This is a genomic window from Micromonospora sp. MH33, from assembly GCF_003013775.1.
GTDB classification, from domain to species: Bacteria; Actinomycetota; Actinomycetes; order Mycobacteriales; family Micromonosporaceae; genus Micromonospora; species Micromonospora fulviviridis.
In genome coordinates this window covers 16617-29872 of sequence record NZ_MUYZ01000018.1, presented here as the reverse complement: position 1 = coordinate 29872, position 13256 = coordinate 16617, and the positions used below count along the sequence as shown (strand labels likewise).

Genomic DNA, 13256 nt, shown 5'->3' with positions numbered 1-13256 from the left:
GATGGCCGATCACGCACCCGTCGCCGTCGCGACCGGCGAGCCGCTGCTCAGCTACCTCGACGGGGCGACCGGCGAGCGCACCGACCTGACCGCCCAGCAGTTGGGCGCGTGGGCGGCCCGCAGCGCCGGGCTGCTCCGGGACGGCTGCGGGCTGCGCCCCGGCGACCGGGTGGCCGTGCTGCTGCCGCCGCACTGGCGTACCGCGGCCGTGCTCATCGGGGCCTGGTCGGTCGGGCTGGCGGTCTCGTTCCGGCCCCGGGCCCTGGCCGGGCTGCCGGTCCTCGAACCGGGCGCCGACCTGCCGTACGACGCGGTGTTCGTGACCCCGGAACGGCTGGACGACTGGCTGGAGGACGTGCCCGAGGGGACGCACCGCTACCTCGTTGGCACCGGGGCCGGCCCGCTGGACGAGGTGCCGCCGGGCTGGCTCGACTGGTCCGCCGAGGTGCTGCGGCACCCCGAGATCGCCCCCGACCTGGCCGCCCTCCGCCCCACGGACCCGGCCAGCCCGGACGGCACCAGCTACGGCGAGTGGGGCGCGGTGGCGCTGGAGTACGCCGAGCAGCTCGACCTGCGGGCCGGCGACCGGCTGCTGGTCGACACGGCCGAGCACGAGCAGCCGCTGAAGTGGTTGCTCGCCCCCCTCGCTGCCGGGGCGTCCGTGGTGCTGTGCGCCGACCTCGACCCGGCCGACCGGGACGCCCGCGTCGCCGGGGAGCGGGTCACCCGGGTGCTGTGAGGGCCGGTGGCGGGCTGCCCGGTCATCCGGGCGACTGCGGATCCTAGCCATCCCGAGGTCGTCACGGTCTGCCTTCTCCGGGAACGCCGGCGGTGTCCGTCGCCGGGCTCTACCGTGCAGACGTCGGCGGGGGCGAGCACGAGGAGCGGCCGGTATGAACGCCAGCGGATCGTCAGCGTTGTTCACCGACCTGCGGCAGGCCGACGCCGGTGTGCTGAACGTCGGATACGTCGACGCCGGGCCCCCGGAGGGTCCGGTCGTGCTCCTGCTGCACGGGTGGCCGTACGACATCCACAGCTTCGCCGAGGTCGTACCCCGGTTGACGGCGGCCGGCCACCGGGTGCTCGTGCCGCACCTGCGGGGGTACGGCACGACACGGTTCCAGTCTGACGACACCATGCGGAACGGTCAGCCGGCAGCTCTGGCCCTCGACGCCGTGGCCCTCATGGACGCCCTGGGGGTGCAAGAGGCGATCCTCGCCGGGTTCGACTGGGGCGCCCGCACGGCCGACATCATCGCGGCGCTGTGGCCGGAGCGCTGCCAGGGCCTCGTCTCGGTGAGCGGCTACCTGATCGCCGGCCAGGAATCGGGGCGCAAGCCGCTCCCCCCGGAGGCGGAACTCTCCTGGTGGTACCAGTTCTACTTCGCGACCGACCGCGGCCGGGAAGGGTACGAGAAGAACCTCGACAGCTTCGCCAAGCTGATCTGGCGTACGGCGTCCCCGAAGTGGGCCTTCGACGACGCGACCTTCGCCCGGAGCGCCACCTCGCTGCACAACCCCGACCACGTCGACGTCGTGATCCACAACTACCGCTGGCGCCTCGGCCTCGCCAGCGGGGAGCCGCAGTACGACGAGGTGGAGGAGAAGCTGGCCGCGAACCCGAGCATCGGGGTGCCCACCATCACCCTCGAAGGCGACGCGAACGGCGCACCCCATCTCGACCCGTCCGTGTATGCCGGTCGCTTCTCCGGCCGCTACGAACACCGGACCGTGGGTGGTGGCGTCGGGCACAACCTGCCGCAGGAGGCGCCGCAGGCGTTCGCCGACGCGGTGTTGCAGGTCGCGACCTGATCCTCCTTGGTCAGCCTCGGCTGGCCCGGTCGACGCCCTTGTGCACCCGGACCGTGCGCTCGACAAGTTCGCGCAGGGCGCTCTCGTCGATGTCGTCGAGTCGCTTCAGGTAGAGGCAGCCCTTGCCGGTCTTGTGGGGACCGAGCCGGGCGAGCACCGACGGGTAGCGCTCCTCGAACCCGCCCACCAGATAGACGACGAGCTGCTGCTTGCGCGGCGAGAAGCCGACCAGCGGCCAGTCGCCCGTGCGCCCGCTCTCGTAGGTGTAGCGGTAGCTGCCGAAGCCCACGATGCTCGGGCCCCACATCACCGGGGGCTCGCCGGTGATGTCCCCGAGCAGCGCGCAGAGGCGCTCCGCGTCGGCCCGCCGGCGGTCGTCGGGCACGGCCGCCAGGAAGTCGTCAACGCTGGCATCGGTCGGCACGGTCACCGGCTGCTTCGAGGTCGCCATGGGCTGATGCTCCCAGGTGACTACGACACCCGAATGCGGTTGACACCCGCTGCGGGTGCGGTGCCTACTGCGCAACGGGCGCCGTCGGGCCGGCCCGGCACCCGCCGGCCGTTCAGCGATCGATGGCAGGCGACAGGGGCGGAGCATGATGGCGGACCGGATGGACGCGCTGACCTGGAAAGAGTTCGGCGAGGAACACCTCGCGGAGCTGACCCGCCTGGCGAAGGCGTGCCTGGCCGTAGACGGCGGCTTGCCGCTGTTCGTGCAACCCCCGCTGCTGCGGGCCCGGCTGCTCCAGACCCGTACCCTCGGCGCCTGGCATGACGGCGGCCTGGTCGCGGCCGTCGGCGTTGGCCTGGGCGGGCAGCCGGCCACCAGCACCGGCCTGGTGCATCCGGACTGGCGGGGGCGGGGTCTCGGCGGGCGGCTGCTGAGCTGGGCCGGCGAGCAGGCCGGTGACGCCGATCTGCTGGTGACCACCGAGTCGTGGAGCCCTGGCGCGGACGCGCTGTTCACGGCGCGCGGCTTCGAGCGGACGTTCACCGAGTGGGTGCAGCGGCACGACCTCACCGGCGTCCCCTCGGTCACCCCTCCCGATGGCGTGACCACCGAGCCGGTGACGCTTGGCCCTGAGCTGTTCTCGACCTATCGGGCGTCGTTCGCCGACCGGCCCGGCTTCGCCTCGCCCACGGCCGAGGAGTGGCTGGGTGAGCTGGGGGAGGACGACGAGTACCGGGCGGACCTGTCGCTCATCGCCCGTGGGCCCGACGGTGCCGCCGTGGGGTTCGTCAACGTCATCGACAACTGGGTCGACCAGGCGGGCGTCGTCCCGGGCTGGCGGGGGCGGCGGGTCGGGGCGTATCTGGTAGCTGGTGCGCTGCGGGGGCTGGCGGCCGACGGGGCGCGAGAGGCGTGGCTCTGCGTCAACGACAACAACCCGGCCGCCGAGCTGTACCGGCGGCTCGGGTTCCAGGACGCCGGCCGGCGGGCTCGCTACCTGCGCCGCCGTTCGTAGCCTTGGGCGCGCTCGGCCTTCGTGGAGGCCGAGCGCGCTTGTCGTCACGGGATGAGGTCGTCATCCCGGGGTGTCGGCTTACTGGAAGAGCCGGCCGGGCCGGGTGGCCTTTGCCTTGGTGATCAGGGCGTCTCCCCGTTTACGGCGCACCTGGATGGTCTTTGTCGCCCGTTTGATCGGGGTGAGAATTCTGTCCTTCATCGCGTGCCTCTCTTCTCTCGTGCGTCAGATCCGAGATGGCGCTTCCGCAGCATGGCGTCTACCCGCCCTGCCTCCACTCCGCGTACCCGCTGGGCCAGCCGCCATTCCGCCACCCTGGCCGCGGCGTCGGTCGTGCTCAGCGGCGGGTGAGCCAGGGTGCGCGCCGTGCGCAGGGCGAGGTGTGGTCGACCGGCAGGGCGCACCGGCCGCCGCCGGGCAGTGGGCGGTCGCAGAAGACCCAATGGCGTACGCACTGCTGGTCCTCGGCCGAGACGGTCACGCCGCCCGGCTCGACGCGGGCGCTGAGTTGGGCCAGCAGGCGGGCGGCGGTGCGGGCGAAAATGCGGGCGCGGTGCAGGTCGGGGGCGGTGACGGGGAGGTGGATCACCCAGCGGTCGGTCATCGGTAGCGGTGGTTCGTGGACTGGGCGCTCTGCCAGGAGCGCAGGGTGTTCTTGATGCGGACGTTCTCCTCCTGTACGGCTCGGAGGGCGGTCTGGGCGACGGTGAGTTCGTCGGCGACCTGGTGGAGGAAGGTGCGGATCTCGACGGGGTCGAGGCCGCGCCGGCGGACGTTGAAGCACCGCTCGCGGATCTGCCAGGGGCGGAGTGGTTGTCTTCTGGTGGCTTGTAGCGGTGGCTGGCTCTCGTCGCGTCGGCCTGCCAGCCGACGGATCAGGTTGCGCACGGGGGACCGCCCTTCGTCGGGTCGCGTCGAAGTGTGGTGGGGCGGCCTCCGCCGGTTACGGTCGGCGGAGGCCGCCCTGCCCTGCGGACTGTTCGGGGGTACGGCAGCAGGGAGCTCGCATTCAGCGTTGGGTGCTGGCACAGCCGACGAACCAAGTCAGCCGTGCCAGCGGCGGTGGATGCCCAACCGGGAGGGCCGGTTGCCTACCAGGCGATCCAGTGCCGGGCTTCCGGGAGCCAACATACAATGCAAAGCATGCAAAGAACAAGAGCCGAACATGCTAAGCACGCGAAGTCTTGGCTGCCGAGGCGGCGGCGTGGGAGGATCTTGGGGCCTACCAGGAGTTGCCATGCCCCGAATCCCAGACCGTCAGCGCATTGCCCAGGACATCCGCGACAAGATCAGCTCGGGCGAGTACGGCCCGGGTTTTAAGTTGCCTTCGCTGCGTGAGATGTCCGCGCACTACGGCGTCTCTGCCGAGCCGGTCCGATCTGCTCTACTGATCCTTCAGGCGGAAGGGCTGATCGAAGGTCATCAAGGTAAGGGCGTATACGTAACTGGTAACCACCCAGCAGTTGACTAGCGCGGCTCCCGTAGGCCGCACCAACGCCCAGGCTTCCTTGTCCGATGATCTGATGCCTCTCCCCTTCGGAAACCGGACAGTGGCGTTCCAGTGATGTGGTTCAGAATTCCTGTACATCTATCAAGGCGGCCCGCAGCGGGCCGCACGCGCCGCCGCCTGGGCGCGCGCCGGCCGCTGCCGCTGTCGCTCTGCGGCCGTCACGCCTGATGCCCAGCGGCTGGCGCGGACAGCGGGGAAGCCCAGAGGGTCGCAGCAGAACGACAGGCCCTTGATCAGCGGTGTGGTGGGCCGGCAGCCGGCCGGGCCGCGCGGCCACGAGCCCACGCGGTGTGGGGGAGGGCTCGCCGGCCGCGTCGGCGAGCTGGCGGCGGTCGCGGGGTCGCGGTTAGGGCTGCCTCCGGCGGGGACGCTCCGGCTCCAGGATGGCCGGGGCTCCGTCGGCGGGTCGCGGTCCGGGGTTGGTTGCGGAACGAGCCACCCCGCCTGCCATCGACCCGGGCAATCCGAGCAGACCATCGCCGACCCGCCAGCGGCCGTACGAGGTCAAGGTCCGCTTGATGTGGCGGGCCGGGCGGCGGCCCGCTCCCCCGTTTGGGCGGGTCGGCGGCAGACAGTGATGGAGTCGGCCTTGGGTGTATGCGCCGGCAGTGACGAACCGGACTGAGCAAGGAACAAGAGCACCAAGTGCGCCAGCTATTGCGAGTTCGAAACGAGGTGGTACATGGGGCACTGCCTCCAGAAACCGACCTGATCGAAGCGAACAAGCGAGCCCGACTGCTACTCGACACCCTGCACAGGACGCACCTTAGAAAAGGTTCGCAGGATTAGCTCTACCCCATGCTCTCCGCACCGAGCGCGGGGCCAACGATGGGTACCTAGGCGACGATGGTCGGCGGGCTGAAGCATGGAAGTGGTGTCAACAGCTGAAGGAGGCCAGCACCCACGGCGGGATGGCCGCAATCGGCGAGCTGGCGGCGATCGCGGGGTTGCGGTTACTGCCTCCGGCGGGGGCGCTCCGGCTTCAGGGTGGCCAGGGCTTCGCCGGCGGGTCCAGGTCCGTGGGCGGATGGCGGCAGGCCAACTCGCCTCCCATCGACCCGGGCGAGCCGAGCAGACCCCCCCCCGCCCCGCCAGCGTCTGTACGAGCCGTCAAGGTCCGCTTGACGTGGCGGGCCGGGCGGCGGCCCGCTCCCCAGCGGGGCGGGCCGATGGCAGACGGGGATGGGAAGACTTACCGCCGAGCGATTTCATACGTTCTAGTCCGGCACCCAATTACCACGTCGGCATTTTGAACAGACGACCGTCCTGGCCCTCATCATGAAGCGTGACGATGACATCTTCAGGTATGAGTGTCTGAGGCCCGGAGCCGAGGGGTAGGGGAAGATCACTGTCGAGAAGCGAGATGATCGGCTGCAGGCCCAGGGATGCGTATTTCCTGAAGACGCCGATTAGCTTCTCCCGCTTGCGAGGTTCCAACTGCTCCAGGGCGCCATCATGATATACGAAACGCGGGAATGGCACGTCCAGGTAGGTTCTAAGAAACGCCAAGTCGAAGGCAATGCAGAGGAGCTTTCTGTATGACGTTCCCCTATCGCCACTTGTGGCTATTCCTGCATTTCCAATGAACTCCGCCGTGAAGTCTAGACCGCCCTGGCTGTTCATTCTGATCGCAATGATCGCGTTCTGGCCTAGCACTTCATAGATAATCTCAGTGAAGTATCGGCGCAGCCGACCAAACCGGCTCTCCTCGTCGCGACCAATCTCCTCGATCTGCGTTTCTACTGCGGTCTCAAGATGTCCGAATTCCTCAGCCAATGTACGTTGCTGCCGACGCAGGTCTACAAGCCTCGCCGCCGCAGCTCGCTTGGACTCAAGTACGCTGAGTTCGCCTTGAAGGTTAGTCAATTCCAACGACAGGCTCTTGTATTTGTCCAGCGAATCGGAATTCCTGAGGAATTCTAAGGACTGAGCGCGCCTTAGGTTCAGCGTCTCAAGTTCCTTGCGGATCTCCACGAGCCTCGCCTGACTCTCGGCGAACTGCTCTTGTAATGCCTCGCGTCGCTCATCTGTAATCGCTCGATTGAAAGCGACGAGCTGCTCGTATTCTCGCTTGATTTGGTCGCCTAGGAGGACGCCTGCCTCACGGAAAAGGATCTCGGCGTCCCTCGGCCGGAAGAGTACCTGCTCTTCTTCTAGTGACTCAATAATCCGTTGTGTCAGTTGGCCAAGCCGGTAGCTCTCTTCGTTCAACGCCGCAATCTGCGCCTCGGTCCGTTCGATCAGCTCCGACGTAGCTCGGGTGTCTTCCTCTTGGAAATTGAAAGAGGCGAGAGTCGCCGTCTTAGCGTCGATGTCGCGTCTCTTTACCGAGATTAAGCCGTCCAGTACGGATGGATCAACATCCTCGCCGTTCCACTCTCGGGTTAAGGTGGCGAGGTCGGAGGTCGTCGCCGCCAACTCTTCCCGCTTTTTATACAGCTCGATGACCGGACCCGAGTCCATTCCGATTAGATGCGCAACAAAGGGCTTCCAATCCTGGTGCTTGCCGGAGAACTTGCCGAGCTGAAATACGTCTAGGTAGTCGCGCTGGGAGCGGATGAGGTAACCGACTAGCTTCCGGAACCCCCACGGGCGGAGTGCATCGATGCCCAACATGCCATCGAGGAGCAGCTTGGCGCGGTCGAACGGCAGACCGACGTGGTCCCAGTCCGAGCTGCCGAGCGCTGTTACATCTTCGATTGAAGACTTGCTCCGCTTGAAGTGGATTTTAGAGCCTGGTTCAACAGGGCGACCAATGGTCAGGTGATCCCCAGTTGGAAGTTGGACCTCCAAGAAGAACGTAAGCTTTTCGAAGAGCGACTTATGTTTGAAGAGAAAGAAGCTGCTACTCTTACCCTTCAAAAGGCAGAAGTCGATTAGTTCCGCGAGCGTTGTCTTGCCGAGATTATGAGTATCCAGGAGCCTGTTTGCTGGCACGCGGATTTCGGCGAGGACGGCGGATAGCCCACCGTTGAACTCCATTGGGTGGAATGATTCTGGCCTGTTGGAGTAGAGTCTCGTCAGCTTCATTATTTCCCCGCATATTCAAATAGATCGGCGGTGGCACGGTACTCCACTAGGCCGAGCAGGTAAAGCAAGTTCACTGCGGGCGTGAATAGGAAATCGGAGCCACGCGAGGCTTTGTCTAGGCTCGCCTTCAAATCGGCGTAGGGTACTGCCCGCTTGCGTCTCAGTTCCGCTAGCAGCACCGCCGAGGCGGCTAAGACCGTCTGATCCGGATGGGAATGTTTGTTAGGTCGCAGCATCTGGAGTTTCCCCGATGTCGCAGTGCCAGTACATGTAGAAAATTATCGCCCGGGTTAGTCGCCGGTTTCGCGATAGTACGCCGTCTCTCTTGAAGAGGAAGTCCACTAGGTAGTTGAACAGATCATCGAATGTCTGATAATCTCTTCGTCTGGCAACTATTTTGAGCTGAAACTCTTCGACCGCACCTTCATATAGGCGCAATACTTCGGAGTTGGCAGGGTCAGCCAAGAATCGCCCGATTTTCTGCGTCTCATGAAGGTATCGATCCTTGAGTAGCTTTGCGAAACCCGGCGTCATCACATTAATGCGGTTTTTCTCGTCGTAGGTGACGCGATCTACCACAGGAGCGTCGTCGGGGGTGGCGATGCTTCGAGTCCTTCCGCGATCGCAAGAATGACCTCGGCTAGGTCATAGCTTGACACTAGGAGGGGGCCATCGATGGGATCGATTCTAGCTCGACGGAGAATATCCGGATAAGTGTGGAGCATGTCATCCATGTACTCGACTCCGGCAAGGAATATCCGACTCTTCTGCAGGCCGGTTTCCTCGGACAATCGATTGATGATGGATGGAGCTGTCACGCCGCCCAAGCGTCTGTTGCTGAAAAGGATGTAGTTGTGTATTTCTTCGGCAGCCACCAGTTTGCGAATCCGTGGGATCTCTTCCGATAGCACAGAGCTGTCAGCGGTGCCGCTGAAGTCGCTGTCGCTAAAGTGAGCATTGGTGGCGTTTGTATGCTTCGCCTGGCCGACGGTGATCTGGGTCCAAGGTCCAGTCTCGCTGGGGAACCTAGTGGCAGTGCCGTGGAACCTCGCGTCGCGCCCGCCGTCGGGCCCTGCGGCGAAGGACTGAACTCCATCCCCGAAGAGCACCCTCATGCACTGCACCACCAGTCGTTCATACTGACTGTCGTCCAGATCTTCGTACGGGTACCCCATCCCGTGAGCCTACCGGCCGCATAGAGTACGCGCGATGTCACACGACCATGGTGGTCGCCTTTGGAGGCTCTGGCTGAGCCCGTCAGCGCCTTGTCTCAGTGCATTGGTACGAGCAGACCTCCAAAGTGTCTAGACGGAGACAGCGTCCGTGCGGGCGATGGTGTACGGCGGTCCCGGCGTAGTGGCGAGCAGCCGCACTGACGGTATCGAAGTGCGGGTGGGGGCTGTTCAACGCCCGTAGCCAACCGGTGGGCGACCCGGGGTCACAGCGCGTGGGTATCCCAGAGGGGGAAGCCGGTCTGGTGATGTCTGTGCCATGGTGGGCCAATGCACTCGGTCACCGACGCGTTGAAGCCCAACGGCACGAACTCGGCATTGGCGCACGCATGGTTGTGGGCAAACGCGGTCAGGCTGCAAGCAGCGCGCGTGCTTGCAGCGGAGGGTGACTTGACGCACCTGCCGGAGGCCTTCATGCTGCTCGTCGCGCTGAGAGACGTGCGTCGAGCAGCCAAGATGGCCTTGAGTAGCATGCAGGTCCCAGCCGCCAAGGACCAGCTGAGCGAGGCGCTTGCCGACTTCGACCGAGCGTTGCCGGGCATCGTCGAGGCCCGAGACGCGGTCGAGCACTTCGACGAGTACAGCCTCGGCGTCGGCCGGGCGCAGCGGAGCCGAATGAAGACGGACCCCCACCTCAGTCAGTACCAGTTGGCCGAGGAGTACGCCGTGCGATTCGGCTGGGCGGATGCAGAGCAACTGCATCCGCACCTGGCGGTCGGTCCGCACACAATTGCGATCTCAGCCGCGGCTGATGCAGCGAGTCTGCTCGTCGATGAGATCTGGGCTGCCGCGAAGACCGAGGAGGGGACTCCAACATCCCGTGCGGCGGCCAGAGCAATCCACCACGCTCAGAAGAGCGAGCCGGCGTGGCGTCAGAGGCAGCAGGAAGGTAGCAGACAACCTGCCGATCAAGCTCAAGGGACAACGGACGACGGAATCCATGCCGAATCTGCCGATGTTCCCTGACAACTGCGAGAACCGGCAGTGGTGCGCGCCAGTTCCTGTGTGAGCAGCCAAGCGAGCAGCCAAACCGGCGGACAGTAGCGGACGACGGCGAACCCGGACAGCGCCTCGGGCAGGAGGGCCAGGCGGTAAACCAGTGGTCCGGGAGCGAACTCGGAATGCGTGAGTCAGTCAGTCGATCGTCGGCAGCTTCGGTCCCAGTACGTCGTCCGCGTCCACGATGGTGTACGCGTACCCCTGCTCGGCGAGGAACCTTTGCCGGTGCGCCGCGTACTCCGTGTCGATCGTGTCCCGGGAGACGACGGTGTAGAAGTGCGCCTGCCGCCCGTCGGCCTTCGGCCGGAGCACCCGCCCCAGCCGCTGCGCCTCCTCCTGCCGCGACCCAAAGGTCCCCGACACCTGGATCGCGACAGCAGCCTCGGGCAGGTCAATGGAGAAGTTCCCGACCTTGGAAATCACCAGAGTCTTAACCTCACCCGACCGGAACGCGTCGAATAACCGCTCGCGCTCCTTGTTGGTCGTCGACCCCTGCACGATCGGCGCGTCCAGGTACTCCCCGAGCTGGTGCAACTGGTCGATGTATCCACCAATGACCAGCACCTGCTCATCGGGATGCCGCTGAACCAGCGCCCGCACCACCGGCAGCTTCGTCCGCGCCGTAGCCGCCATCCGGTAGCGCTCCTCGGCCTCAGCCGTCGCGTACGCCATCCGCTCCGCGTCGGTGAGCGTCACCCGGACCTCGGTGCACTCGGCCGGCGCGATCCAGCCCTGCGACTCGATGTCCTTCCACGGCGCGTCGTACCGCTTCGGGCCGATCAGGCTGAACACGTCGCCCTCGCGGCCGTCCTCGCGTACCAGGGTCGCCGTGAGGCCGAGCCGGCGGCGGGCCTGGAGGTCCGCGGTGAACCGGAAGATCGGCGCGGGCAGGAGGTGCACCTCGTCGTAGACGACCAGGCCCCAGTCGCGGGCGCCGAACAGGTCGAGGTGGGTGAACGCGCCGCCGCGCCGTGAGGTGAGCACCTGGTACGTGGCGATGGTGACCGGGCGGATCTCCTTGCGCTCGCCCGAGTACTCGCCGATCTCCTCCTCGGTGAGCGACGTGCGGGCGATCAGCTCGCGCTTCCACTGCCGGCCGGCGACCGTGTTGGTCACCAGGATCAGCGTGGTCGCCTTGGCCTCGGCCATGGCCGCCGCGCCGACGAGGGTCTTGCCGGCGCCGCAGGGGAGCACCACCACGCCGGAGCCGCCGGCCCAGAACGCCTCGACGGCCTCCCGCTGGTACGACCGCAGCGTCCACGGCTTGCCGCCGTCCTTGCCGGACTCGGCCAGCTCGATGGGGTGCGCCTCGCCGTCCACGTAGCCGGCCAGGTCCTCGGCGGGCCAGCCGAGCTTGAGCAGCGCCTGCTTGAGCCGGCCGCGCTCGGAGGGGTGCACCTGGATGGTGTCGTCGTCGAGCTTCGGGCCGAGCATGCCGGCGAGCTTCTTGCTCTTGGCGACCTCGATGAGGACCACCCGGTCGAGGGCGCGGAGCACCAGGCCGTGCGCCGGGTCGTTGGCGAGCTGGAGCCGGCCGTAGCGGTCCATGGTCTCGGCCACGTCGACCAGCAGCGCGTGCGGGACCGGGTAGCGGGAGTACTTGATCAGGGTGTCCACCACGCCCTCGGCGTCGTGGCCGGCGGCCCGGGCGTTCCACAGCCCCAGCGGGGTGAGCCGGTAGGTGTGCACGTGCTCGGGGGAGCGCTCCAGCTCGGCGAAGGGCGCGATCGCCATCCGGCACGCCTGGGCGTCGGGGTGGTCGATCTCCAGCAGCAGGGTCTTGTCCGACTGCACGATCAGTGGTCCACCGCTCACGCCAGCGCCTCTCCCTATGCCGGAAATTCTCGCCCGCACGGCGGCTGACCTGCCGAAGGCGGACCATCCAGTGTTGCACGCCAGCGGGTGCCGGGAAAAAGTCTCGCTGGACAGGCAACGTCACACTCCTCCCGTACGTCTAGCAAGCGGGACAACTGTCCAGGGGGAGGGCTCATGAAGCGTGTCCGGTTCGTCGCCCGGGCCGTCAGCCTGGCAGCGGTCGTGCTGGTCGGCGTCGGTGCGTGCGCGCTCGATCCGCAGGGCGACGGATCCGGGGCGGCCGCCCCGGCCCCCGTCGGCCTGACGGAACGAGCATCGGGGGCGAGCGCGCCGCCCACGCCGGAACAGCCGTCCCCGTCCCCGTCGGCGCAGCCGAGCCGGACGGCCACGCCGAAACCCTCCCGCAGCACCACACCGAAGCCGGCCACGCCGAAGCCGTCCAAGTCCGCCGGGTGCGCGCAGGGGGAGCACCAGAAGGCCGTGGAGACGTACCTGACCCGGCTGGGCGGTTTCGGGACGCTGACCGTCGACGGCAAGCAGTCGGCCGCCGACTGCACCGCCATCAAGAAGTTCCAGAGCCGGTACGGGATCAGCCCGGCCGCCGGTCGCGCCGGCGCCACCACGTACGACGTGGCGAAGCGGCTGGCCGACACCGACACCGGCCGTTGCCGCGCCGGTTCGGGCCTCACCTTCTGCGTCGACCTGACCCGGCAGACCGTCTTTGCGATGCGCGGCGGCAAGGTCGTGATGGGACCGACCGTGACCCGCACCGGTATGGCCGGCTACGCCACCCCGACCGGCACCTACTCCGTGGGTGGAAAGAACCTGCGGGAGTGGTCCAACCCGTACGAGGTGTGGCTGCCCTACTGGCAGCGGTTCAACGGCGGGATCGGCTTCCACGAGACCACCACCTACCTGCACAACCCCTGGATCGGCTCGCACGGCTGCGTGAACCTGCTGCACCGCGACGCGGTACGCCTCTGGGAGCTGGGCTCGGTCGGTACCCGGGTGGTCGTCTTCGGCCACCGCCCCGGCACCTGATACCCGACCCGGCGTGACCCGCCCGCCCGGAATCAGGGTTTATCCCCTGTCCGGGTGACCCCCTCCGGTGCCACGCTGGAGGTCGGGTCCACCACGGGGCGGGAGGGACTGGAGATGACCGTCGATCACGACGTGCTTCCCGAGAACGACCGGGCGCGCCAGCAGGAGGTCTCGACGGCGGTCATGGTCGGCTACGCGGCCGCCGCCACCGGCATCTTCGGCTGGTTCCTCTTCGGGCTCCTGGTGCAGCGGCAGGGCTTCGTCGACTCGGTCGGCGAGTCGGCCGGGGCCGCGTTCGCCCTGCTGCTCACCGTCTCGGTGGTTGCCACCCTGCGCCGCAACGGCGACTGAC

The 13256-nt window shown here is 67.0% G+C and carries 15 protein-coding genes; 7 read left to right on the top strand and 8 right to left on the bottom strand.

Annotated elements, in window-relative coordinates; genetic code table 11:
- Position 1 precedes the first annotated feature (1 nt).
- Positions 2-739 carry a TIGR03089 family protein gene (locus tag B0E53_RS05555; protein ID WP_107074988.1) on the top strand — a complete coding sequence of 246 codons (738 nt, stop codon included), beginning with the start codon at positions 2-4 and terminating at the stop codon, positions 737-739.
- 154 nt (positions 740-893) lie between these two features.
- Positions 894-1811 (top strand): alpha/beta hydrolase, encoded by a 918-nt coding sequence (locus B0E53_RS05550; RefSeq protein ID WP_107074987.1) that lies wholly within the window; start codon positions 894-896, stop codon positions 1809-1811.
- Between the two features lie 10 nt (positions 1812-1821).
- Here B0E53_RS05550 and B0E53_RS05545 read toward each other — a convergent pair whose 3' ends face one another.
- On the bottom strand, positions 1822-2262 hold the full coding sequence (locus tag B0E53_RS05545) for a DUF1801 domain-containing protein (RefSeq protein ID WP_107074986.1): 441 nt from the start codon (positions 2260-2262) through the stop codon (positions 1822-1824).
- Positions 2263-2407: 145 nt separating this feature from the next.
- On the opposite strand from B0E53_RS05545, the gene B0E53_RS05540 reads away from it, so the two are divergent.
- Entirely contained in the window at positions 2408-3277 is an 870-nt protein-coding gene (locus B0E53_RS05540; RefSeq protein WP_246835255.1) for a GNAT family N-acetyltransferase, read from the top strand.
- Between the two features lie 78 nt (positions 3278-3355).
- Here B0E53_RS05540 and B0E53_RS40040 read toward each other — a convergent pair whose 3' ends face one another.
- From B0E53_RS40040 to B0E53_RS05530, 3 genes are all read right to left on the bottom strand, one after another.
- The gene (locus B0E53_RS40040; protein WP_281492837.1) at positions 3356-3478 is read right to left on the bottom strand and encodes a hypothetical protein; all 123 of its coding nucleotides are present in this window, start codon (positions 3476-3478) and stop codon (positions 3356-3358) included.
- Between the two features lie 136 nt (positions 3479-3614).
- A complete protein-coding gene (locus B0E53_RS05535; RefSeq protein ID WP_107074985.1) occupies positions 3615-3881 on the bottom strand; it encodes a hypothetical protein in 267 nt (88 codons plus the stop codon).
- Positions 3878-4144: a DivIVA domain-containing protein gene (locus B0E53_RS05530; RefSeq protein WP_348639645.1), complete on the bottom strand. Its 267-nt coding sequence runs from the start codon at positions 4142-4144 to the stop codon at positions 3878-3880. Before B0E53_RS05530 ends, B0E53_RS05535 begins: the two co-directional genes overlap by 4 nt.
- Positions 4145-4514: 370 nt before the next feature.
- Here B0E53_RS05530 and B0E53_RS05525 point away from each other — a divergent pair, with 370 nt between their 5' ends.
- Positions 4515-4748, top strand: a complete 234-nt coding sequence (locus B0E53_RS05525) for a winged helix-turn-helix domain-containing protein (protein WP_107074983.1) — start codon at positions 4515-4517, stop codon at positions 4746-4748.
- Between the two features lie 1272 nt (positions 4749-6020).
- Here the strand turns inward: B0E53_RS05525 and B0E53_RS05520 are convergent.
- The 3 genes from B0E53_RS05520 to B0E53_RS38535 all read right to left on the bottom strand — a co-directional run bounded on the left by B0E53_RS05520 (position 6021) and on the right by B0E53_RS38535 (position 8992).
- Complete coding sequence (locus tag B0E53_RS05520) at positions 6021-7769, bottom strand: DUF2326 domain-containing protein (RefSeq protein WP_210405936.1); 1749 nt, start codon at positions 7767-7769, stop codon at positions 6021-6023.
- 47 nt (positions 7770-7816) lie between these two features.
- Positions 7817-8053 carry an ABC-three component system middle component 8 gene (locus tag B0E53_RS40345; protein ID WP_107074981.1) on the bottom strand — a complete coding sequence of 79 codons (237 nt, stop codon included), beginning with the start codon at positions 8051-8053 and terminating at the stop codon, positions 7817-7819.
- 336 nt (positions 8054-8389) lie between these two features.
- The gene (locus tag B0E53_RS38535; RefSeq protein ID WP_210405935.1) at positions 8390-8992 is read right to left on the bottom strand and encodes a hypothetical protein; all 603 of its coding nucleotides are present in this window, start codon (positions 8990-8992) and stop codon (positions 8390-8392) included.
- A gap of 327 nt (positions 8993-9319) precedes the next feature.
- On the opposite strand from B0E53_RS38535, the gene B0E53_RS05505 reads away from it, so the two are divergent.
- Positions 9320-10015, top strand: a complete 696-nt coding sequence (locus B0E53_RS05505; RefSeq protein ID WP_107074980.1) for a hypothetical protein — start codon at positions 9320-9322, stop codon at positions 10013-10015.
- A 168-nt stretch (positions 10016-10183) separates the two neighbouring features.
- Here B0E53_RS05505 and B0E53_RS05500 read toward each other — a convergent pair whose 3' ends face one another.
- Positions 10184-11863 carry a DNA repair helicase XPB gene (locus tag B0E53_RS05500; protein WP_107074979.1) on the bottom strand — a complete coding sequence of 560 codons (1680 nt, stop codon included), beginning with the start codon at positions 11861-11863 and terminating at the stop codon, positions 10184-10186.
- Positions 11864-12037: 174 nt separating this feature from the next.
- Here B0E53_RS05500 and B0E53_RS05495 point away from each other — a divergent pair, with 174 nt between their 5' ends.
- Both B0E53_RS05495 and B0E53_RS05490 read left to right on the top strand, forming a co-directional pair.
- Positions 12038-12904, top strand: a complete 867-nt coding sequence (locus tag B0E53_RS05495) for a L,D-transpeptidase family protein (protein WP_107074978.1) — start codon at positions 12038-12040, stop codon at positions 12902-12904.
- Between the two features lie 114 nt (positions 12905-13018).
- Entirely contained in the window at positions 13019-13255 is a 237-nt protein-coding gene (locus B0E53_RS05490; RefSeq protein WP_107075005.1) for a hypothetical protein, read from the top strand.
- Position 13256 lies beyond the last annotated feature (1 nt).